Origin of the sequence: Gordonia sp. DT101 (assembly GCF_049844895.1) — a bacterium.
Lineage (GTDB): Bacteria > Actinomycetota > Actinomycetes > Mycobacteriales > Mycobacteriaceae > Gordonia.
The window spans coordinates 728,905-751,095 of record NZ_JBNCLX010000001.1 but is presented as its reverse complement, the minus strand read 5'-3'; the positions used below and the strand labels follow the sequence as shown (position 1 = coordinate 751,095).

At 66.8% G+C, this 22,191-nt stretch carries 20 protein-coding genes, 1 tRNA gene and 1 pseudogene; 6 read left to right on the top strand and 16 right to left on the bottom strand.

From position 1 onward, the window contains the following. Nucleotides 1-975: a prephenate dehydrogenase gene (locus ACLQ3I_RS03730; RefSeq protein ID WP_425800138.1), complete on the bottom strand. Its 975-nt coding sequence runs from the start codon at nt 973-975 to the stop codon at nt 1-3. A 92-nt stretch (nt 976-1,067) separates the two neighbouring features. On the opposite strand from ACLQ3I_RS03730, the gene ACLQ3I_RS03725 reads away from it, so the two are divergent. The 5 genes from ACLQ3I_RS03725 to ACLQ3I_RS03705 all read left to right on the top strand — a co-directional run bounded on the left by ACLQ3I_RS03725 (nt 1,068) and on the right by ACLQ3I_RS03705 (nt 3,064). Further along, nucleotides 1,068-1,613, top strand: coding sequence for a tRNA adenosine deaminase-associated protein (locus tag ACLQ3I_RS03725; protein WP_425792976.1), 546 nt, complete (start codon nt 1,068-1,070; stop codon nt 1,611-1,613). Nucleotides 1,614-1,654: 41 nt separating this feature from the next. After that, entirely contained in the window at nt 1,655-2,095 is a 441-nt protein-coding gene (locus ACLQ3I_RS03720; protein WP_425800710.1) for a nucleoside deaminase, read from the top strand. A gap of 124 nt (nt 2,096-2,219) precedes the next feature. Further along, a complete protein-coding gene (locus ACLQ3I_RS03715; protein WP_425792975.1) occupies nt 2,220-2,489 on the top strand; it encodes a hypothetical protein in 270 nt (89 codons plus the stop codon). 110 nt (nt 2,490-2,599) lie between these two features. Further along, nucleotides 2,600-2,809: a CsbD family protein gene (locus tag ACLQ3I_RS03710; protein ID WP_425792974.1), complete on the top strand. Its 210-nt coding sequence runs from the start codon at nt 2,600-2,602 to the stop codon at nt 2,807-2,809. A gap of 167 nt (nt 2,810-2,976) precedes the next feature. Further along, nucleotides 2,977-3,064: transfer RNA gene (locus ACLQ3I_RS03705), tRNA-Ser, on the top strand. A gap of 148 nt (nt 3,065-3,212) precedes the next feature. Here ACLQ3I_RS03705 and nuoN read toward each other — a convergent pair. From nuoN to ACLQ3I_RS03630, 15 genes and pseudogenes are all read right to left on the bottom strand, one after another. Further along, on the bottom strand, nt 3,213-4,916 hold the full coding sequence (nuoN, locus tag ACLQ3I_RS03700; RefSeq protein ID WP_425792973.1) for an NADH-quinone oxidoreductase subunit NuoN: 1,704 nt from the start codon (nt 4,914-4,916) through the stop codon (nt 3,213-3,215). After that, nucleotides 4,913-6,553: an NADH-quinone oxidoreductase subunit M gene (locus tag ACLQ3I_RS03695; RefSeq protein ID WP_425800137.1), complete on the bottom strand. Its 1,641-nt coding sequence runs from the start codon at nt 6,551-6,553 to the stop codon at nt 4,913-4,915. The genes nuoN and ACLQ3I_RS03695 overlap by 4 nt, the downstream gene beginning before the upstream one ends. Nucleotides 6,554-6,555: 2 nt before the next feature. Then, entirely contained in the window at nt 6,556-8,454 is a 1,899-nt protein-coding gene (gene nuoL, locus ACLQ3I_RS03690) for an NADH-quinone oxidoreductase subunit L (protein WP_425800136.1), read from the bottom strand. Nucleotides 8,455-8,464: 10 nt separating this feature from the next. Continuing rightward, on the bottom strand, nt 8,465-8,764 hold the full coding sequence (gene nuoK / locus ACLQ3I_RS03685; RefSeq protein WP_267631283.1) for an NADH-quinone oxidoreductase subunit NuoK: 300 nt from the start codon (nt 8,762-8,764) through the stop codon (nt 8,465-8,467). Then, entirely contained in the window at nt 8,761-9,606 is an 846-nt protein-coding gene (locus ACLQ3I_RS03680; RefSeq protein WP_425800135.1) for an NADH-quinone oxidoreductase subunit J, read from the bottom strand. The genes nuoK and ACLQ3I_RS03680 overlap by 4 nt, the downstream gene beginning before the upstream one ends. Then, on the bottom strand, nt 9,603-10,148 hold the full coding sequence (gene nuoI / locus ACLQ3I_RS03675; RefSeq protein WP_425792969.1) for an NADH-quinone oxidoreductase subunit NuoI: 546 nt from the start codon (nt 10,146-10,148) through the stop codon (nt 9,603-9,605). The genes ACLQ3I_RS03680 and nuoI overlap by 4 nt, the downstream gene beginning before the upstream one ends. Continuing rightward, nucleotides 10,141-11,475 carry an NADH-quinone oxidoreductase subunit NuoH gene (gene nuoH, locus ACLQ3I_RS03670; RefSeq protein WP_425800134.1) on the bottom strand — a complete coding sequence of 445 codons (1,335 nt, stop codon included), beginning with the start codon at nt 11,473-11,475 and terminating at the stop codon, nt 10,141-10,143. Before nuoH ends, nuoI begins: the two co-directional genes overlap by 8 nt. Continuing rightward, on the bottom strand, nt 11,472-13,892 hold the full coding sequence (locus ACLQ3I_RS03665; protein ID WP_425800133.1) for an NADH-quinone oxidoreductase subunit G: 2,421 nt from the start codon (nt 13,890-13,892) through the stop codon (nt 11,472-11,474). The genes nuoH and ACLQ3I_RS03665 overlap by 4 nt, the downstream gene beginning before the upstream one ends. Further along, nucleotides 13,889-15,912, bottom strand: a pseudogene (gene nuoF, locus ACLQ3I_RS03660) (NADH-quinone oxidoreductase subunit NuoF). Before nuoF ends, ACLQ3I_RS03665 begins: the two are co-directional and overlap by 4 nt. Continuing rightward, the gene (gene nuoD / locus ACLQ3I_RS03655) at nt 15,909-17,267 is read right to left on the bottom strand and encodes an NADH dehydrogenase (quinone) subunit D (protein ID WP_425800132.1); all 1,359 of its coding nucleotides are present in this window, start codon (nt 17,265-17,267) and stop codon (nt 15,909-15,911) included. The pseudogene nuoF and the gene nuoD overlap by 4 nt, the downstream one beginning before the upstream one ends. After that, a complete protein-coding gene (locus ACLQ3I_RS03650; RefSeq protein ID WP_425800131.1) occupies nt 17,267-18,007 on the bottom strand; it encodes an NADH-quinone oxidoreductase subunit C in 741 nt (246 codons plus the stop codon). The genes nuoD and ACLQ3I_RS03650 overlap by 1 nt, the downstream gene beginning before the upstream one ends. Next, complete coding sequence (locus tag ACLQ3I_RS03645) at nt 18,004-18,558, bottom strand: NuoB/complex I 20 kDa subunit family protein (protein WP_425792964.1); 555 nt, start codon at nt 18,556-18,558, stop codon at nt 18,004-18,006. The genes ACLQ3I_RS03650 and ACLQ3I_RS03645 overlap by 4 nt, the downstream gene beginning before the upstream one ends. A 69-nt stretch (nt 18,559-18,627) precedes the next feature. Continuing rightward, nucleotides 18,628-19,041: an NADH-quinone oxidoreductase subunit A gene (locus ACLQ3I_RS03640; protein WP_425800130.1), complete on the bottom strand. Its 414-nt coding sequence runs from the start codon at nt 19,039-19,041 to the stop codon at nt 18,628-18,630. An 83-nt stretch (nt 19,042-19,124) separates the two neighbouring features. Further along, a complete protein-coding gene (locus ACLQ3I_RS03635; RefSeq protein ID WP_425792962.1) occupies nt 19,125-19,538 on the bottom strand; it encodes a hypothetical protein in 414 nt (137 codons plus the stop codon). A 149-nt stretch (nt 19,539-19,687) separates the two neighbouring features. Next, nucleotides 19,688-20,767 carry a D-alanine--D-alanine ligase family protein gene (locus ACLQ3I_RS03630; protein ID WP_425800129.1) on the bottom strand — a complete coding sequence of 360 codons (1,080 nt, stop codon included), beginning with the start codon at nt 20,765-20,767 and terminating at the stop codon, nt 19,688-19,690. 61 nt (nt 20,768-20,828) lie between these two features. Between ACLQ3I_RS03630 and ACLQ3I_RS03625 the strand changes: the two genes are divergently transcribed. Beyond that, nucleotides 20,829-22,148, top strand: a complete 1,320-nt coding sequence (locus tag ACLQ3I_RS03625; RefSeq protein WP_425800128.1) for a UDP-N-acetylmuramoyl-tripeptide--D-alanyl-D-alanine ligase — start codon at nt 20,829-20,831, stop codon at nt 22,146-22,148. Nucleotides 22,149-22,191: the final 43 nt, after the last annotated feature.

Here is a 22,191-nt window from a genome sequence, read left to right as displayed (position 1 = left end):
TCACCCGACCCAGACTCTCGCCTGATGCGCCTGCCGTCGTAGTTCCTCCGCCCACCCGGCCTCGCCGACCGTGACGCCGGTGATCGGTGCCGGGGCGGTGCCGGCGATCGCCTCGTAGGCTGATCGCGCGCGGTGGCCGTCGTCGACGACGACCTCGACGGTGCCCTTGTCCCGAAGCTCGTCACGTGTCGCGATCAATCGGTCGATCGTCTCGCTCAGCACGTTCAGCAGGGCGATGCGGTTGGCCTCCAACATCGCTCGCTGCAGCGCCGGTGAGGTGCCCGCCACCCGCGTGCCGTCGCGGAAGCTGCCGGCCGCGAGACGCAGTGCCAGGTCGCTCTCTCCCGCCCCGACCGCAGCGGTGGCCGCGGCCGTCAGATGCGGCAGATGAGAGATCGCGGCGACCGCGCGATCGTGCGCCCCGGCTGCCGCCGGCACCACGAATGCGCCGGCGGACCGAGCGATGGCGGCCACCGCCAGCCAGTCGTCGGGGTCGGTGTGGTCGTCGGTGGTCACCATCCACATCGCATCGCGAAACAGATCGGGATCTGTTGCCACCCAACCAGATTGGCTGGTACCCGCCATCGGGTGACTGCCCACGTAGCGCACGCCGGGAGCCAGCCGCGCCACCGACTCGGCGACCGCCTGCTTGACGCTGATGACGTCGGTGAGCAGACAATTGGCGGCGTGCTCGGCGATCGCCGGCAGCAGGTCGTCGATGGTGGTGACCGGCGTCGCCAGCACGACGATCGCGCCGTCGGCGGCGGCCTGTCGCAATGTCGCCGTGAGATCGGTGGAGGCGCGATAGCCGGCCGTCGTCGCGGCCGCCACCGTCTCGCCGGACCGGTTGTAACCGAATGCCGATCGGCCCGCGTCCTGCAGCGTGCGCAGCAGTGAACCGCCGATCAGTCCGAGTCCGAGTACACAGACCGGGGGGCAGGCGGACGGGTCGGGGTGGGTCGGCGCGGCAGTCACCCGTTCAGATTCCCATATGGGCCCGATCCGGTGAACAGCGAGCCGGGGACCGAGACTTGGGTGACCCGCGGATTGCGGCTACGGTGACCTGCATGGCAGGTGCCGGCGCAGGTGTATCAGGTGGTTCGAGCAAGCAGGACGTCACCGACGAGATCGAGGGTTTCGCAGTGGCGGTGGTACGCGAGGACGGTGCGTGGAAGGTCAGCGCGCTGAATCCGTCGGCGCTGCTGACCCTCGACGATGCCGAACGCCAGCTTCGTGAGCTGCGCGCCGCGGGTGCGGTGTTCGGTCTGCTCGACGTCGACGACGAGTTCTTCATCGTGGTGCGACCGGGGCCGTCGGGCGCACAGCTGCTGATCTCGGACGCCACCGCGGGCGTCGACTACGACGTCGCGGCGGACACCCTGGACGCCATGAACATCGACGTCCCCGATCTCGATCCCGACGAGCTCGATGACATCGACCCCTGGGAAGAGGGTGATCTCGGCATCCTGGCCGATCTGGGACTGCCGGATGCCGTGATGAGCGTGATCGTCGGGGACACGGACCTCTACGCCGACGAGCAGCTCGGCATGATCGCCGCGCGACTGGGATTCGCCGACGAACTGTCCAAGGTGCTCGATTCGCTGGGGCATTGACTCCGGCGGACGTAGGACCTCCGCGCGCGGTGTGGGAGACCATGATGCGGTCCGCGCTGGCTGCCGCTCACGACGCCGAGCACGACGACGTGCCGATCGGCGCAGTCGTCTTCGACCCCGACGGGATCGAACTCGCACGCGCCGCGAACCGGCGCGAGGCGGACGGCGATCCGACCGCGCACGCCGAAATTCTCGCATTGCGCGCGGCCGCACAGCGTTTCGGTGATGGCTGGCGGTTGCCCGGCTGCACCATCGTGGTGACCGTCGAGCCGTGCACGATGTGCGCCGGGGCGATCACCCTGTCCCGGGTGGATGCGCTCCTCTTCGGCGCATGGGAGCCCAAGACGGGCGCCGTGGGCTCGCTCTGGGATGTGGTCCGCGACCCACGGCTGTCCCACCGGCCACAAGTCGTCGGCGGCATCCTCGAGACGGACTGCCAGGCCCTGATGATCGATTTCTTCACCGCGCGCCGGGCGGACTGACCGCGGGGCGGCTGCGGGGTCAGAATCAGGGTGGAAATCAGGGTTCGCCTGCGCCGATGCTCTGGCAGATTGGACACATGGGCGCGACACCCGTCGCGTTCGGAGAATCCCCGAGGAGACTGACATGTCCGATCCCAGCGACAAGGTCAACGAGGCACTCGAGACCGTCAAGGGCAAGATCAACGAGTTCGCCGAGAGCGGCAAGGTCCAGGACGCGGTCGGTACGGCCAAGGACAAGATCAACGAGTTCGCGGCGAGCGACACCGTGCAGGGAGCCGTCGGCACTGCCAAGGAGAAGTTCGGGGAGATCGCCGAGAACGAGAAGGTCCAGGACGCCCTCTCGACCGCCAAAGACAAGTTCGACGAGATCAAGACCAAGATCACGGATCACTGACGGGACTCTGACCTGCAGTTCTGGCCGGTCCGGGCCATCCGTGGCACGGTGGGAAGTGCCTTGCAACCGGTGACAACCATGTCCCGGTCACATCAACGAGGAGGCAGTTCATGGGAGTTTCAGACGACGCCAAGAACAAGGCCGAAGAGTTGAAGGGTCGCGGTAAAGAAGCTGCCGGCGATCTCACCGACAATCAGGATCTCAAGGACGAAGGCCGCGGCGACCAAGGTGTCGCGCAAGGCAAGCAGAAGGTCACCGAAGCCGCCGACAAGGTCAAGGGCAAGGTCGATGGCCTCAAGGACAAGCTGACCGGGAATTAGCGCACCAGTTCCCTGCGGGTGCCGAGCGTTCCCGTTCCCTGCGGGTGCCGAGCGTTCCCGTTCCCTGAGGAGCGAGCGTTCCCCGTTCCCTGAGGAGCGAAGCGTCTCGAAGGGCCCTCTGACCAGCCAATTTAGGGCTGAGCGCGTCCTGCGGTACAGTCTTCCGCGGTGGCGTGTCCGAGCGGCCGAAGGTGCAGCACTCGAAATGCTGTGTGCGGTAACCCCGTACCGAGGGTTCAAATCCCTCCGCCACCGCAGCGAACGGCCCCTCATCTGACCAGATGGGGGGCCGTTTTCGCGTGTGTGAGCCCTTCCGCTTTCCAGATACCTCGATCCGGTCAGATCACCTTGGTTCCGAATGAAGGTGGATTCCGCGAATCGAGGTGAGTGCGGGGCGACTGGATCAGCCCAGGAACTGACCCGCGTCCCGGGCCAGGTCCAGCAGCGGCTGCGGGAAGATTCCCAGCACGATGGTCACCACCGTGCACACGGCGATCGACGACGTCGTCAGCACACTCGGCTTCACGACATGCGGTGCGTCGACCGGCACGTCGGCGAAGAACATCGCGACGATGATCCGGATATAGAAGTAGGCGGCGATCGCGCTGCTGATCACGCCGATCACCACCAGCACTCCGCCGCCGGTGCCTGCCGCCGCCGCGAAGACGTCGAACTTGGCGATGAAACCGCTCGTCAGTGGGATGCCGGCGAAGGCGAGCAGAAACATCGAGAACATCGCGCCGACAAGGGGATAGCGTCTTCCGAGACCGGCCCACTGGGCGATCTCGGTGGCCTCCCGACCCGACAGGTGCGGTCCGGAGACCCGGTCGGGCTCGCGTACCACCGCGACCGTCGCGAAGGCGCCGAAGGTCGAGAACGCATAGGCGGCCAGGTAGAACATCGTCGCGGCGAGGCCCGCGTCGTCGAACGCGACAAGGCCCAGCAGGATGAACCCGGCATGTGTGATCGACGAGTAGGCGAGCATCCGTTTGACGTCGGTCTGCGTGACCGCCATCACGGCGCCGGCCAGCATCGTGGCGATGGCGACCGCCCAGAGCGCCGGTTCCCAATCGCTCTTCAGGTCGGGAAAGCCCACATAGAACACCCGCAGCAAGGCGCCGAAGGCGGCGATCTTGGTGGCCGCAGCCATGAACGCGGTGACCGTGGTGGGGGCGCCCTGGTACACATCGGGAATCCACGAATGGAACGGCACCGCACCGATCTTGAACAACAGGCCGACCGAGAGCAGTCCCAAGGCGATCAGCGGGAGCGTGGTGTCGGTGCCCGGCGCGCCGACGGCCCTGCCGATCTCCCCGAGTTGCAGCGAGCCGGTCGCACCGTAGGCGAACGCGGCGCCGAAGAGGAAGAAGGCCGACGAGAACGCGCCGAGGAGGAAGTACTTGAGCGAGGCCTCCTGTGAGATCAATCGCCGACGACGCGCGAGGCCGCACAGCAGGTACAGCGGCAGCGAGAAGACCTCCAGAGCGACGAACATCGTGAGCAGGTCACCGCACGCCGGGAACAGCATCATGCCACCGACGGCCAGCATGGTGAGGGGGAAGACCTCGGTGGTGATGGCACCGGCCCGGGTGGCCTCGAACTCGGCGTCGGTGTTGGGGACCGATGCGCCCGACGGTGTGAACATGTCGGCGTCGACCGAGTCGAGGGTCGCCTGGGCGGCGGCCCCGGGCCCGTCGCTGACACGAGATCCAGGCGAGTGGCGGGCGGAATCCAATGTGATCGTCGGTGTCGCGACCACCCGTTCGAGTCGTCGCTCGGCCATGAACGCGATCGCCAGGATCGAGACGAGAAGCAGGAGTCCTTGGAGGAAAAGGGTCGGCCGGTCGATGACGACCGAACCCGACATCGCGAACTGGCCGTGGCCCCCGTCCCGTGCCTCCGCGACGGCGACAGCCACCAGCGCGGCAAACGCGGCCGCCAGACCGCCGAGCGCGAGGGTGAGTTGGGTGGGGTAGCGGAACCTGCGGGGCGCGAACGCCTCAACCAGCACGCCGACGACGGCCACCCCGAACACGATCAGCATCGGCGACAACAGGCCGTACTCGATGCTGGGCGGATCGATGGCGGCGAGATACTCGGAGGTCACTTCGGCACCCCTTCTGTCGGCATCCGATCCGTCGGGACCTGATCCGTCGACACACTGACCGACGGTCGCGGGTCGGGTTCGTGAATGGTGCTCATCGTGTGCGAGACCGCCGGATCGATCAGATCCAACAACGGTTTCGGATACACCCCGAACACCAGCAGGAGCGCGATCAGCGGGGTCACCACGACGAGTTCCCGGCCGTGCAGGTCACGCATCGACCGGGTCGCCGCTCCCGGCCCCTCCACCTGTCGTGCCGGACCACCCATCATCCGCTGGTAGAGCCACAACACATAGATGGCGGACAGCACCAGCGCGCTCGTCGCCACCACCGCGGCGACCGGGTATCGGGTGAATGTGCCGATCAGGACGAGGAACTCGCTGATGAACGGAGAGAGTCCGGGCATGGAGAGGGTGGCGAGACCGGCGACGAGGAAGGTCCCGGCGAGTATCGGGGCGATCTTCTGCACCCCTCCGTAGTCGGCGATGAGGCGGCTGCCACGCCGCGACACCAGGAACCCGGCGATCAGGAACAGTGCGGCAGTGGAGATCCCGTGATTGACCATGTAGAGCGTGGCACCGGTCTGTCCCTGTGTGGTGAGTGCGAAGACACCCAGGATGATGAATCCGAAGTGGGAGATGGACGTGTAGGCGATGAGCCGCATCACGTCGGTCTGCCCGATCGCGAGGATCGCGCCGTAGACGATGCCGATGACCGCGAGCGCCGCGATCAGAGGTGCGAAATACCGTGCGGCATCGGGGAACAGCTGCAGACAGTAGCGCAGCATCGCGAACGTGCCCACCTTGTCGACCACCGCCATCATCAGTACGGCGCTGGACGGGGTGGCGGCCACCGCGGCATCGGGCAGCCACGAATGAAACGGCCACAGCGGCGCTTTCACTGCGAATGCGAACATGAAACCGAGAAAGAGGAGCTTCAGCAGGCCGCCCCCGGCGTCGAGTTGTCCCGACGACACGGCATCGACGACCGTCCGTAGGTCAAAGGTGCCGCCGCCGTCGGATCCGAGACCCGATCGCGCGGTCACCACGTAGAGTCCGATCACCGCGGCCAGCATGATCAGTCCGCCGAACAGGTTGTACAGCAGGAACTTCACCGCTGCGGCGGCCCTGCCTGCACCGGCGCCGAAGCCGCCGATCAGGAAGTACATCGGGATCAGCATGGCCTCGAAAAAGATGTAGAACAGCAGGATGTCGAGGGCGACGAAGCTCATCAGCACCATCGCCTCGACGGCGAGGGTCAGCGCGAGGTAAGTGTGCGGTCCTTTCTGACGGCGTCCGGCCGCATGATCCAGTGACCCGGCATGATCGGCATCGTGCCAGCCGGCCAGGATCAGCAGCGGCAGCAGCACCGCGGTAAGGAGCACCAGCACGAGACCGATGCCGTCGAGGCCGAGAGCGTAGCGAGTGCCGAAGGCGGGAATCCAACTGTGATCCTCGACGAACTGGTAGCGAGCGCCGTCCGGGTCGAAGCCGATGGCGAGACCCAGCGAGACGGCGAAAACGACCACCGAGACCGCAAGGCCCAGCCACTTCGCAACATCTGGGCGGGTACTCGGGATCGCCAGCACCGCAACGGACCCGACCGCTGGTAGCAGCCACAGGATGGTCAACCAGGGCATGCTCACAGGACGTTCACCACCATCACCATCGCGACGATCAGGACGGCGCCGGCGAACATCGACAAGGCATAGGACCGGACGTAACCGGTCTGCCAGCCGCGTATTCGTTGCGACAATGCGCCGACGGCGCGACCGATCCCGGTGGTGAGGCCGTCCACGCCGTCGTTCTCGACGAGCACGAGTTCCCGGGTGAGTTCCTGTCCGGGCCGCATCAGCAGGTTCTCGTTGACCGCATCGCCGTAGAGGTCGCGGCGCGCGGCCACGGTGAGCGCGGATACGTCCTCCGGTGCGACCTCCGGGACGGGGCGCGTGGCGTACTGCCGCCACGCGAGGCCGATCCCGATCGCCACCACGGCCAGGATCGTCACGGTGACCACCCAGGTCGGCACGGAGAGTTCGTGATGCTCTTCGCCGACCACCGGTTCGAGCCAGTGTACGAGCGAGTCACCCCACACCAGCAGCGCACCGCTGATCACCGACCCGATGGCGATGACGATCATCGGCCCGGTCATCACCGTGGGTGACTCGTGCGGATGGGTGTCCTCTCGCCAACGGCGATCCCCGAAGAACGTCAGCAGCATCACCCGGGTCATGTAGAAGGCGGTGATCCCGGCGCCGAGCAGGGCGGCGCCGCCCAGGAGCCAGCCTCCGACGCCACCGGATGCGAAGGCGGCCTCGATGATCGGGTCCTTGGAGAAGAACCCGGAGAACGGCGGCACCCCGATGATGGCGAGGTAGCCGAGACCGAAGGTGACGAACGTGATCGGCATGACCGTGCGCAGACCTCCGAAGCGTCTCATGTCGGTCTCGTCGTTCATCCCGTGCATCACCGATCCGGCACCGAGGAAGAGTCCCGCCTTGAAGAACCCGTGGGTGAGCAGGTGCATGATCGCGAATGCGTAACCGGCCGGGCCCAATCCGGTGGCCAGGATCATGTAGCCGATCTGGCTCATCGTCGACGCCGCCAGCGCCTTCTTGATGTCGTCCTTCGCGCAACCGATGATGGCACCGAACAACACGGTGACCGCACCCACAACGGTGACCCCGGCCTGCGCGGCCGGCGCGAGGTCGAAGATCGGGTTCGAGCGCGCGATCAGATAGACGCCCGCGGTCACCATGGTCGCGGCATGGATCAGCGCCGACACCGGGGTCGGGCCCTCCATGGCGTCGCCGAGCCACGATTGCAGCGGCACCTGAGCCGATTTGCCGCAGGCGGCGAGCAGCAACACGAATCCCAGTGCGGTGAGCACACTCTGGCCCGCCTGGTCGGCGCCGGCGAAAACAGTCTCGAAGGAGACCGACCCGAAGGTGGCGAACATGATCATCAGCGCGACGGCCAGACCGATGTCGCCGACCCGGTTCACCACGAACGCCTTCTTCGCCGCGGTCGCCGCAGTCGGCTTGTACTGCCAGAAGCCGATCAGCAGGTAGGAGGCGAGGCCCACGCCTTCCCATCCGAGGTACAGACCGAGGTAGTTGTCGGCGAGAACGAGGATCAGCATGGCGGCCAGGAACAGGTTGAGATAGGCGAAGAATCGTCGGCGATCGGGATCGTCGCCCATGTACCCGATCGAGTAGATGTGGATCAGCGATCCGACACCCGTGATCAGCAGGACGAAGCACATCGACAACTGGTCGAGCTGCAATCCGAAGTCGACCTGCAGCTCTCCGACCGGCACCCACGAGAACAGGATGTGGTGAACTGCACGGTCATCGGTGGTCCGGCCGAGCATGCCGATGAACATCGCCAGTCCGAGCGCGAACGATGCCAGAGCCAGAGCGGTGCCGAGGAGATGACCCCACTTGTCGGTCCGACGGGCACCCAGCAGAAGGATCGCCGCGCCGATCAACGGAAGTGCTGGTACCAGCCAGAGGAGATCTGCGGTCGATTCGGTGCTCACCGGTGGCCTCCTACCGTTTCAGCAGATCTGTGCCGTCGACCGAAGCCGACCTGCGGGAGCGGAAGATGGTCATGATGATCGCCAGTCCCACCACCACCTCGGCAGCAGCGACCACCATCGTGAAGAACGCGATCACCTGACCGTCAAAGGAGCCGTGCATCCGGGCGAAGGTGACGAACGCCAGGTTCGCCGCATTGAGCATCAGCTCGATGCACATGAAGACGACGATCGCGTTGCGGCGCAGGAGCACCCCGGCGGCGCCGATGGTGAACAACAGCGCCGAGAGGTACAGGTAGTTCTCGGGATTCATCGGCCGGCCTCTCCGAGCGCTCGACGGATGTTGTCCGGCTCCGATGTCGGCGGCGCGGCCGCCGGTCGTGGACGCAGTGTCGCGTTCACCGAGAGCTCCGACGCCGTACCGTCGGGCAGCAGTGCCGGGACGTCGACGGCGTTGTGGCGGGCATAGACGCCCGGGCTCGGCATCGGCGTCATGTCCACGCCGAGGCGAAATCTCTCCTCCGACAGTTCACGCTGACTTCGTCTCGGCCCGAACCGTTCCCGATGTGCCAGGACCATCGCGCCGAGCGTGGCGGCGATCAGCAGCGCGCCGGTCAGCTCGAACGCCCACAGATACTGGACGAAGATCAGCCGGGCGATCGCTTCGATGTCCCCGTCGGAGCCGGTGCCTGAGAGGCCCGGCCCGGTGGCCGTCGGCGCACCGGCGAACACCGCCAGCGATGCGTTCGCGATCGCCGCGATCAGCAGGACACCGAAACCGATGCCGAGGATCACTGCGGCGATCCGCTGTCCGCGAAGGGTTTCCACCAGGGAATCCGACGAGTCGACGCCGATCAGCATCAGCACGAACAAGAACAGCATCATCACCGCACCGGTGTAGACGACGACCTGGACGACACCGAGGAACAACGCGCCCTGCGCGACGTAGAAGACCGCGAGGACGATCATCGTGGTGGCCAGGAAGATGGCCGAGTAGACGGCTTTGGTCGCGAACACCACACCGAGTGCGCCGGCCACCGCGACCACGCCGAGGACCCAGAACTGTACGGCCTCGCCGGTGCTGGTCGCCGGAAGCGCAGCGAGCGGGGCCGAAGCCGACGTCCGAATAAACTCCGTGGCGAGTGTTGCTGTCACGACTCGTCCTTCTCGTCCTTCGCGATCAGCCGCCCGTCCTTCGACACCTCGCCCCGGTAATAGCTCTCCTCGGTGGAACCCGGGGCCATGTCGTGGGGTGCCGGGGTCACCCCGGGCTCCAGCGGCGCGAGTAGACGGTCCTTCTCGTAGATGAGGTCGGCGCGGTTGTCGTCGGCCATCTCGTAATCGTTGGTCATCGTGAGCGCGCGGGTCGGGCATGCCTCGATGCACAGGCCACAGCCGATGCAACGCAGGTAGTTGATCTGGTAGACGCGACCGTAGCGCTCACCGGGCGAATAGCGCTCCTCGTCGGTGTTGTCGGCCCCTTCGACGTAGATGGCGTCGGCCGGGCAGGCCCAGGCGCACAGCTCGCAGCCGATGCATTTTTCCAATCCGTCGGGATGCCGGTTGAGCTGATGCCGCCCGTGATAGCGCGGCGCCGTGGGGGTCTTCTCCTCGGGATACTGCTCGGTGATGGTCGGGGCGAACATCGACGAGAAGGTCACCCCGAGACCGCTGATCGGTTTGAGGAACTCAGGCATCGGTCGTCTCCTTCGCGGGGTCGGACGGAGGTCTTGGGGAGGGGCTTTGGGCGGGGACGGGCGGCGGGAGCACCTGACCCGGCATCGGCGGCACCGGGAATCCGCCGGCCATCGGGTCGAAAGGTTCTTCCCGTTCGCCGTCCGCTGGTCCGCCTCCCGCTGGTCGATCTCGATGCGCTGCAGGCAGCTTCATCAGCCGCCAGATGGCATAGCCGATCAGGGCGGTCACCACGAGTCCGGCGCCGGCGGAGACCAGCGAGCGGACGAGCTCGTCATCGGACGAACTGCCGATCGCCGCGCGGATCACGGCGACCACCATCACCCAGGTCAGGGAGATCGGGATCAGGACCTTCCAGCCCAGGTTCATGAACTGGTCGTAGCGCAGGCGGGGAAGGCTGGTTCGCAGCCAGATGAACACGAACAGGAACACCCAGACCTTGACGGTGAACCAGAGGATCGGCCACCAGCCGGAGTTCGCCCAGTCGAACATGCTGACCGGCCACGGCGCCTGCCAACCACCGAGGAACAACGTGGTGGCGAGTGCCGAGACGGTGACCATGTTGATGTACTCGGCCAGCATGAACATGGCGAACTTGAGCGACGAGTACTCGGTGTGGAATCCGCCGACGAGTTCGCCCTCGGCCTCGGGCAGATCGAAGGGTGCGCGGTTGGTCTCGCCGACCATCGAGATCGCGTAGATCACGAACGACGGCAACAGCAGCAGGACATACCAGTGGTGTTCTTGCGCAGCCACGATGCCCGATGTCGACATGGTGGTCGCGTCGAGGAACACCGCGGCGAACGTGAGGCCCATCGCGATCTCGTAGGAGATGACCTGGGCCGTCGAGCGGAGCCCGCCGAGCAGCGGATAGGTCGAACCCGACGACCATCCGGCCAGCACGATGCCGTACACCCCGACCGAGGTGATGGCGAGGACGTAGAGAACTCCGACCGGAAGGTCGGTGAGCTGCAGCGGGGTCTGGTGTCCGAACACCGACACCATCGGACCGAACGGGATGACCGCGAACGCCATGATCGCCGGCACCACCGCGATGATCGGGGCGAGAAGGTAGATCGGCTTGTCGACGCCCGACGGGATGATGCCCTCCTTCAGCGCCAGCTTCACGCCGTCGGCCAGACTCTGCAGCAGGCCGTGCGGACCGACCCGATTGGGGCCGATTCGGGTCTGCATCCGCGCCATGATCTTTCGCTCGATCAGGATCGCGGCGAGTGGATTGGCGACCAGGAACGCGAAGACCGCCACCGCCTTGATCAGGATGAGCCACCAGGGATCATGGCCGAAGTCGGCGAGCGTCGGAAAGCTCATCGCGCCTCCCGCGTGGCCGCCGGTGCAATGGCCACGATGTCGCCTGCCCGGGCCCGCAGGTGCGTGTACACGCCCGCACCCGGCGCGTTCATCGGCACCCAGACGACACCGTCGGCCATGGCGACGATCTCCAGGGGCAGGATGATCGCGCCGCGATCGGTGCCCACCTCGACGTCGGTGCCTGCTTCGGCCCCGATACCGGCGGCAGTGGCCGGGGACATACGGGCGACGGGTGCACGTGCCGTGCCCGCGAGATGTGGTTCACCGTCCTGCATCCGGCCGGCGTCGAGCAGCATCCGCCAGGAGGCGAGCACCGCTCGCCGGGTCTCGGTGCCGGTGTCCGGGCGGTTGGAACGCGGCTCCACCTCGGGCATCGGGGGCCGCGCACCGCGCCATGCACCGATCCGATCGAGGTCACCGCGAATGGCGGTCGTGTCGTCGCAGCCCAGCTCCACCCCCATCTGCTTTGCGAGCGCGTCGAGAACCCGGTGGTCCGAGAGCGTCCCGACCTCGGGCAGCGCCGTCAGGAACGGGCGGGCACGGCCTTCCCAGTCGACGAACATGCCGGGTTTCTCCGCAGCCGCCGCGACCGGGAACACCACGTCGGCGTGCTCGGTGACCGCGCTGCGGCGCATTTCCAGGCTCACCACGAAGCCTGCGTCGGCCAGCGCAGCGGTGGCCGACTCAGGGTCGGGGAGATCATCGAGTTCCACTCCGCCGACCACCAGCGCGGAGATCTCCTGACGCAGCGTCGCGTCCAGGATCGCCGAGGTGTCCCGCCCTGGCACGCTCGGCAGATCGGCGATCTGCCAGGCCATCGCGAGTTCGGTGCGCGCGGACAGGTCCGCCACGGGGCGACCACCGGGCAGGAGGTTCGGGGACGCACCGACCTCGACGGCGCCGCGTTCGCCGGCCCGGCGGGGAATCCAGGCCAGCCGTGCACCGGTGCGTTCGGCGAGCCGGACCGCGGCGCTGAGACCACCGGGGACGGTGGCCAACCGCTCACCGACCACGATGATCGATCCCTCGGCGGCGACCGCGACGGCGGCGGCTTCCGAATCGAGCACGGCCGGTTCGTCTCCGGGCGCGGTCGGCACGAGCGTGCCGTTCAACTTCGCCACTCCGGCGCTGCGGAACGCGGCGATCGCCGTGACCTGCTGACCTGCGGTGCGCACCGCCCGCCGCATCCGGAGGAAGACGATCGGCGATTCCTCTTCGGGCTCGAAGGCGACGAGCAAGACTGCCGGGGCGACGCCGAGCTCACGGTAGGTTACGTCGTCGGGCCGAGCGGCGATGTGTGTCGCGAGGAAGTCGGCCTCCTCGGCGCTGTGCGCGCGGGCCCGGAAGTCGATGTCGTTGGTGTCGAGAACGGTGCGGGCGAAACGCGAGTACGCGTAGGCGTCCTCGGCCGTCAGCCGGCCGCCGGTCAGTACCGCGGTCCGTCCGCGCGCGGCGGTGAGCCCCTCGGCGGCATGCCGCAGGGCGTGAGCCCACGACACTTCCGCGAGGGTCCCGTCGGGCCTGCGGATCATGGGTCCGGTCAGCCGGTCGTCGGCGGTGGCGTATGCGAACGCCCACCGGCCCTTGTCGCAGTTCCACTCCTGGTTGACGTCGGGATCGTCACCGGCGAGGCGCCGCAACACCTTTCCGCGGCGGTGGTCGGTGCGTTGTGCGCACCCGCTCGCACAGTGTTCGCAGACGCTGGGCGACGACACCAGGTCGAACGGACGGGCACGGAAGCGGTAGGCGGTGCTGGTCAGGGCGCCGACCGGGCAGATCTGCACCGTGTTGCCGGAGAAGTACGACTCGAACGGGTCGTCCTGATATATGGTGACCTGTTGCAGCGCACCGCGATCACCGAAGCCGATGAGCGGGTCGCCGGCAATCTGGTCGGAGAAACGCGTACAACGTGCGCACAGGACACATCGCTCACGGTCCAGCAGCACTTCCGACGACAACGGAACCGGCTTGGTGAAGGTTCGTTTCGCACCGGTGAAGCGTGAGTCCCCGCGCCCCGACGACATCGCCTGGTTCTGCAGCGGGCATTCACCGCCCTTATCGCACACCGGGCAGTCGAGGGGATGATTGATCAGCAGGAGTTCCATCACGCCGCGCTGGGCCTTCTCGGCCACCTCGGAACTGCGTTGGGTGTGGACCACCATCCCGTCCGTCACCACCGTGGTGCACGAGGCCAGCGGTTTGCGTTGCCCCTCCACCTCGACCAGACACTGGCGGCACGCGCCCACCGGATCGAGCAGTGGGTGGTCGCAGAACCGCGGAATCTGTGTCCCGATCATCTCGGCGGCCCGGATCACCAGAGTGCCCGGCGGCACCGAGATCTCGATCCCGTCGATGGTCACCGATACGAGATCGGGTTTCTTCTGTCCAGTGGCGGCGGAGTCTTCGACGGCGGTCATCGCGCACCTCCTGCAGCGGGTACTGATTCGGCGAACAGCGTCGACCGGTGGTGGTCGAACGGGCAGCCGCCCTCGAAATGTGCCAGGTATTCGTCGCGGAAGTACTCGAGTGACGAGACGATCGGACTGCCCGCACCGTCGCCCAACGCGCAGAACGACTTTCCGACGATGGTGTTGGTGATGTCGGTGAGGGTGTCGAGGTCCTCGGGTTGCCCGTCGCCCGCCTCGAGTCGCCGCAGCAACTGCACCAGCCAGTAGGTGCCCTCCCGGCACGGAGTGCATTTCCCGCAGGATTCGTGCGCGTAGAACTCGGTCCACCGCAGCACGGCGCGCACCACGCACGTCGTCTCGTCGAAGATCTGCAAGGCCTTGGTGCCCAGCATCGAACCGGCCTCGCCCACCCCCTCGTAGTCGAGTGGCACATCGAGGTGCTCGGCGGTGAGGATGGGCGTCGACGATCCGCCCGGTGTCCAGAATTTGAGTTGATGACCCGACCGCACCCCGCCGGCCCGATCGAGCAACTCCCGCAGCGTGATTCCCAGGGGCGCCTCGTACTGGCCCGGTCGGGCGACATGTCCGGACAGGGAGTACAGCGTGAAGCCGGGCGATTTCTCGGTGCCCATCGTCCGGAACCAGTCGACGCCGTTGCGGATGATCGGCGGCACACTGGCGATGGACTCGACATTGTTGACCACCGTCGGACTCGCGTACAGCCCGGCGACGGCGGGGAACGGGGGACGCAGGCGTGGCTGTCCACGACGGCCCTCCAGGGAGTCCAGGAGTGCGGTCTCCTCCCCGCAGATGTAGGCGCCGGCGCCGGCGTGGACCACGAGGTCGAGATCGAAACCGGACCCGAGGATGTCGTTCCCCAGATAGCCTGCTGCCCTGGCCTCGTCGACGGCGGTGCGCAGTCGACGTAGCACCGAGGCGACCTCACCACGCACATAGATGAAGGCGTGCGCGGCGCGGATCGCGTAGGAGGCGATGATCGCGCCTTCGATCAAGGAGTGCGGGGAAGCGAGGATCAACGGGATGTCCTTGCAGGTACCCGGCTCGGACTCATCTGCGTTGACCACCAGGTAGTGCGGTGGTGCCGCCGGATCTGCGGGCGCGTCGGGGTCCTGTTGCGGGATGAACGACCATTTCATCCCGACCGGGAACCCCGCACCTCCGCGGCCTCGGAGTCCCGACGCCTTGACCAATGCGATGAGGTCGTCGGGCGGGGTTGTGAGCGCGGACCGTAGCGCGGCATAGCCGTTGTGCGACTCGTAGTTCCGCAGTGTCCAGGACTCCGGCTCGGACCAGAATCGGCTGAGCACGGGGGTCTCCGCGGGTTCGGTCATGCCCGGTCCCCCGTCTCGGGAAGGCCGGCGAGGAGCCGGGCGGTCTGTCGGAACGTGCACACGATGCCGGTCCCGCGGGCCGGGGTGAGCGGGACGCCTGCGCGCAGATCCTCGACGAGTTCCACGCTGCTGGTGGGGGTCTGGTTGTCGAAGAACTCCCAGTTGACCATCACGACCGGGGCGAAATCGCATGCCGCGTTGCATTCGACGTGTTCGAGGGTGATCCGCCCGTCCGCCGACGTCTCGCCCGCGTCGATACCGAGGTGGCTCCGGAGCGCGGCGAGGATCTCGTCACCGCCCATGATCGCGCACAGTGTGTTGGTGCAGACACCGACGAGGTATTCGCCGGTCGGGGAGCGGCGGTACATCGAATAGAAGGTGGCGACGGCGGACACCTCGGCCGTGGTCAGTTCCAGTTGGTCTGCGCAGAAGGTCACACCGGCCCGGGTGATCTGGCCGTCCTCGGATTGCACGAGGTGCAGCAGGGGCAGCAGGGCGGAACGGGACCGGGGGTAGCGGGCGATGATGCCGGCGGCGTCGGCCGAGAGTCGTTCGGCGACATCGTCGGGGTAGTCGGCGGGGCCGTCGAAGCGGATCGTCGGGTGCGGCGCCGGTATCTCCACCGCAACGCCCTCCGCGGGTGGCGCCGACAGATCCACGAACACCGGGTCGGTCATCGGTCAACCCCTCCCATCACCGGGTCGATGCTGGCAACGGCGGTGATCACGTCGGCGACCATGCCGCCCTCGCACATCGCCGCCACCGCCTGCAGATTCGTGAACGACGGATCCCGGTAATGCACCCGGTACGGTCGCGTGCCGCCATCGCTGACCATGTGGACACCCAGTTCGCCACGCGGCGATTCGACGGCGACGTAGCACTGTCCGGCAGGTACCCGCATCCCCTCGGTGACCAGCTTGAAGTGGTGGATGAGGGCTTCCATGGAGGTGCCCATGATCTTCGCGATGTGTTCCGGCGAGTTGCCGAGGCCGTCGGGTCCGAGCGCGAGATCGGCGGGCCAGGCGAGCTTCCGGTCGGACACCATCACCGGACCGGGCCGCAGGCGGTCGAGGCATTGGCGGACGATCTTCACCGATTCTTGCATCTCCTTCACCCGGATCAGGTAGCGACCGTAGGAGTCGCAGGTGGTGTCGGTGATGACGTCGAACTCGTAATGTTCGTAACCACAGTAGGGTTGCGTTTTGCGCAGATCGTGCGGCAGTCCGGTGGACCGCAGCACCGGGCCGGTGATGCCAAGAGCCATACACCCGGTGAGATCGAGGTAGCCGACGCTCTGGGTGCGGGCCTTCCAGATGTAGTTCTCGTTGAGCAGGTCCTCGAGTTCGCCGAGTCGCGACGGCAGGACGTCGAGCAGCGCGGCGACCTTGTCGGTCGCGTCGTCGGGGAGGTCTTGCGACACCCCGCCCGGCCGGATGTAGGCGTGGTTCATCCGCAGCCCGGTGATGTGCTCGAAGACGTCGAGGATCATCTCCCGTTCGCGGAATCCGAGGAACATCGCCGTCACCGCCCCGAGTTCCATTCCGCCGGTGGCCAGCGCAACGAGATGCGATGAGATGCGGTTGAGCTCCATGAGCATCACGCGGATCACGCTGGCGCGCTCCGGTACATCGTCGGTGATACCGAGCAGGCGTTCGACGCCGAGACAGTAGGCGGTCTCGTTGAAGAACGGCGCGAGATAGTCCATCCGAGTGACGAAGGTGACGCCCTGCGTCCAGTTGCGGTACTCCAGGTTCTTCTCGATCCCGGTGTGCAGATAGCCGATTCCGCAGCGGGCTTCGGTGACGGTCTCGCCCTCGATCTCCAGGATCAGTCGCAGCACGCCGTGGGTGGACGGGTGCTGCGGACCCATGTTGACCACGATGCGCTCGTCGCCGGGTTGCTCCGCGGCCCGTTCCCGCACCGCTGTGACAATTTCGTCCCAGTCCTGGCCGGAGACGGTGTACGTCTGCGTGGGGTGCACATCCGCGGAACGATGATGGGAGTGGGAGTTGCCGTGGTCGGTGGTCGTCATCAGTTGTAGGACCTCCGTTGATCGGGCGGTGCGATCCGGGTTCCCTTGTACTCCACGGGAACACCGCCGAGCGGATAGTCTTTTCGCTGTGGATGTCCCTGCCAGTCGTCGGGCATCTGGATCCGGGTCAGGGACCGGTGGCCGTCGAAGACGATGCCGAAGAAGTCGTAGGTCTCGCGTTCGTGCCAGTCGTTGGTCGGGTAGATGTCGGTCAGACTCGGTATGTGCGGATCGGCGTCGGCGACCGACACCTCGAGTCGGAGGCGGCGATTGTGGGTGATCGAGGCCAGGGGGTACACCGCGTGGAGTTCCCGATCGCGGTCGTCGGGGTAATGAACCCCGTTGACGCCCAGACACAATTCGAAGCGGAGCGTGTCGCGGTTCCGCACCGTGAGCGCCACCGCCCGCAGATGATCACGGTGGACGTGCAGGGTCATCTCGTCGCGGAAGATCACCACTTTGTCGATGGCCTGCCGGTAATCGGTTCCGGGTAGTTCGTCCAATCCGGCGGCGAGTTCGTCTGCCACGTCGTCGAAATAGCCGCCATATGGCCGGACGGAACTGCCCGGAAGGGTGACGGCCTGCACCAGTCCGCCGTAGCCGGAGGTGTCACCGCTGCCCTGCACACCGAACAGGCCGCGACGTACGCCGATCTGCTCGGGTCCGGTCTGTTCCTCTCTGGTCATCTCGCCTGCGGTCCCGGTGGTCTCCGGGGCGGGATCTTCGGGCCCTGAGGTCATCGAAGCAGCCCCTTCATCTCGATGGTCGGCTTCGCCTGCAGCGCCGCCTGTTCGGCCGCCCAGATCGCCTGTTCGCGGTTGACCCCGAGTGGCATCTCGGCGATCTGCTCATGCAGTTTGAGGATCGCGTTGAGCAGCATCTCGGGTCGGGGCGGACAGCCGGGCAGGTAGATGTCGACCGGAACCACGTGGTCGACGCCCTGTACGACCGCGTAGTTGTTGAACATGCCGCCCGACGACGCGCAAACACCCATGGCCAGTACCCATTTGGGCTCGGCCATCTGGTCGTAGATCTGTCGCAGCACCGGTGCCATCTTCTGGCTGACGCGCCCGGCGACGATCATCAGGTCGGCCTGCCTCGGCGACGCGCGAAATGCCTCCATCCCGAATCGCGCGAGGTCGTAACGGCCGGACGTGGTCGCCATCATCTCGATGGCGCAGCACGCCAGTCCGAAGGTGGCCGGCCACAACGATCCCTTGCGCATGAACCCGGCCAGATCTTCGACAGTGCTCAGCAGGAAGCCGCTGGGCAGTTTCTCCTCGAGTCCCATGTCGCGAACCTCCTTGCGTGTGCCGGCAGTCGCGGCGTGAACCCCACGGGGCGCACGTCGCGGCCATGGTCATTCCCAGGTCAGTCCTCCGCGTCGCCACTCGTAGGCGTAGGCCACCGACACGTTGACGATGAACAGGGCCATGGCGGCGAGTCCGAACCATCCGAGGGCGTCGAAGGCGACGGCCCACGGATAGACGAAGACGATCTCGATGTCGAAGATGATGAAGAGCATCGCCGTGAGGTAGTACTTCACGGGGATGCGCTGGACCACGCGGTCGGTGATGCGTGGCGTGGTGGTCACCGACGCGCCGCCGGGGGCCAGACTGTGCGATTCGGTGAGCGGTTCGATGCCGCATTCGTACGGTTCCAATTTGGCGCGGTTGTACCGCTTCGGGCCGATCAGGATTGCGATGCCGACCGAGAACACCGCAAACCCCATGGCAATTGCCCCGAGAACCATGATCGGGACGTAGGCGTTCATAGGGTGGCTGCTCCCCACATTTGCGGCCTGATGTGAGCTGTGCCACAAGCCTACTAGCGGGGGAGGGGCCGTTGTCGAGCTTTCTAGAGTTCGGCGTTTCGGAGCAGCTCGACCAGCGTGGTCGACAGGGTGATCGGGTCCACCGGCAGCGTCGCGGTCGCATCGGCCCGTGACCAGTCCGCCAGCCAGCGGTCGTCGGCCCGCCCGAGTAGCACGAGCGTCGGCGGGCACGGATCGATCTCGTCCTTCATCTGCTTCGCCATGCCCATCCCGCCCGCGGGTGTCGCCTCGCCGTCGAGGATGACCACGTCGATCACGCCGGCATCGAGTTGTGCGAACACCATGGGGGCGGTGGCGACCTCGACGAAACTCAGCTCGGGGAGGCCGGGGTCGGGACTGCGGCCGAGTGCGCGGATGACCGCCGCCCGGGTGTCCGAATGATCCGAATAGACCAACACGCGCAGCGCCGAGACGGCATCGCGGTGGGGGTCGGTCACGTCGAGCACATTACCGCCAGATCTCCGCCGACCGTGCGCAGAATCGCGCCGAGCGGGCCCACTTTCCCGCCGACCGGGCGCAGATCTCCGCCGACTGTGCGCGGAATCGCTTCCATCGTGCGCTCAGGCTCGGCGTTGCGGCCCACCGCTCAGTGCTCGGTGGAGAATCCGACCCGTCGACGATGGTTGTCGAGCGCCAGGGTGACCAGTCGGTCGATGAGGTCGGGGTAGCTCAGACCCGACGCCTCCCACAATTTGGGATACATCGATGCCGGGGTGAATCCGGGAATCGTGTTGACCTCGTTCAACAGCCAGCCGCGTCCGCCGGTCTCGTAGAAGAAGTCCACGCGCGCCATGCCCGCGCACCGCAGCGCGGTGAACGACTTGGCCGCGAGTTCGCGGACCTCCCCGGTGACCTCCGCGGGCAGATCGGCAGGGATGACGAGGGTGGCGGCGCCGGTGACGTATTTGTCCTCGTAGTCGTAGAACTCGCTGCCGGGCAGGATCTCGCCGGGGACCGATGCCTCGGGCGCGGTGTTGCCGAGCACGGCCACCTCCACCTCGCGCGCCGTCACGCTCTCCTCGATGATCACCACGTCGTCGTAGCGCAGTGCGAGGTCGATGGACTTGTCCAGCTCGGACGCGTCGTGCGCCTTGGTGATGCCCACCGACGACCCCAGGTTGGCGGGTTTGACGAACAGCGGCAGTCCGAGCGCGTCGATCGCTCGGCCGACGATGGTGTTCGGGTCGTCGATGCCGTCACGGAACTCGATCCACCGGCACTGCGGGATACCCGCCTGCTCGGCGACGATCTTGGCCATCGCCTTGTCCATGCACAGCGCCGACGACAACACGCCTGCGCCCACGTACGGCACCTTGAAGAGCTCGAGCATCCCCTGGATGGTGCCGTCCTCGCCGTGCGGCCCGTGCAGGAGCGGCAGCACGACGGTGATCGTCGACGCATCGGCGTCGCCGCGGATCGCGGCCAACGGTTCCACCTCGGTGCCCGCGGTCTCCAGCCGATCGGGCAGCTCACCGCCCTCGGCGAGCGTTGCGATCGCCTTGTCGTTGCGCAGCCACACCCCGTTCTTCGCGATACCGATCGGCACCAGCTCGTACTTGTCGCGATCGGCGGCTGCGAGCACATGGGCCGCGGTGACGCACGAGACGTCGTGTTCGGCGGAAACGCCACCGAAGAGGACGACCAGACGCAGCAGGGGTGAAGCCATGGCTGACACGATACGGCCACCGCAACCGGCTTACCGGACGCGGTGCTTGTAGCGTTGCGGTGTGCATTTCAGGGCAAGTGAGGTCGCTGCAGCGGTCGGTGGACGACTCGTCGGCGACGACGTACAGATCGACGGTGCAGGCATCGACTCCCGGAGCATGCGGTCCGGGCAGCTGTTTGTGCCGATCGTCGCGACGCGCGACGGCCACGAGTTCGTGGCGGCCGCGGCGGACGGAGGTGCCTCGGCATATCTGTCGTCCCAGGGCACCATTCCCGACATCACGCTCCCCACGATCACCGTCACCGACACCGCTGCGGCGCTCGCCGACCTCGGCGCCGCGGCGCGCGATCGATTGCCGGAGAGGGTCGTCGGCGTGACCGGCTCGGTGGGCAAGACGTCGACGAAGGATCTGCTCGCGGGAGTCCTCGCGACGACGTACCGCACCACCGCCAGCGAGAAATCGTTCAACAACGAACTCGGTCTGCCCCTCACGCTCGCCTGCGCCCCCGAAGACACGGAGGCCGTCGTGGTCGAGATGGGCGCACGCGGCATCGGGCACATCGACCTGCTGTGCGGCATCGCCCGCCCGACCGTCGGCATCATCACACGCGTCGAGGGTGTGCATCTGGAACTGTTCGGCGACATCGAGTCCGTTGCCCGCGCCAAGGGTGAGCTGGTGGAGGCACTGCCGGTGGACGGTCTCGCGGTGTTGAACGCCGACGACGAACGTGTCGCGGCGATGGCGAACCGGACCGACGCCGGTGTCCTGACCTTCGGTCTGAGCGCATCGTCGGACGTGCATGCGTCGGATGTCACCCTCGACGATCAGTTGCGCGCCTCGTTCCGGCTGCACACCCCGTGGGGCGAGACCGACATCCGGCTCGGCGCCCGTGGCGAACACCAGGTACCCAATGCGCTGGCCGCGGCGGCCGCGGCCGGATGGCTCGGCGTCCCGGTCGACGACATGCCGAACGGTCTGCTCGATGCGGCGTTGTCGGGACTGCGGATGGAACTGGTGACCACGCCCGCCGGCGTCATCGTGCTCAACGATGCCTACAACGCCAATCCGACCTCGATGGCCGCCGCGCTGCAGTCACTGGCCGCACTCGACGCCCGTCGTCGAGTCGCCGTGCTCGGCACCATGGCCGAACTCGGATCAGATTCGGCTGCCCAGCACGCTGCCATCGCCAAGCGCGCCCACGACCTCGGGATCGAGGTGATCGCCGTCGACGAGTCGCACTACGGCAATGCGGCGCGACATGTGGCGAACGTCGACGGCGCACTTGCGGAGCTCTCCGACCTCGCCGCGGGCGACGCGGTGCTCGTGAAGGGCAGTCGGGTCGCCGCCCTCGAACGGGTCGCCAACGCGTTGGGTGCGTGAACCTCTCAGAGAGCCGAGAAGAGAGACGGTGCCACAGTCGAGA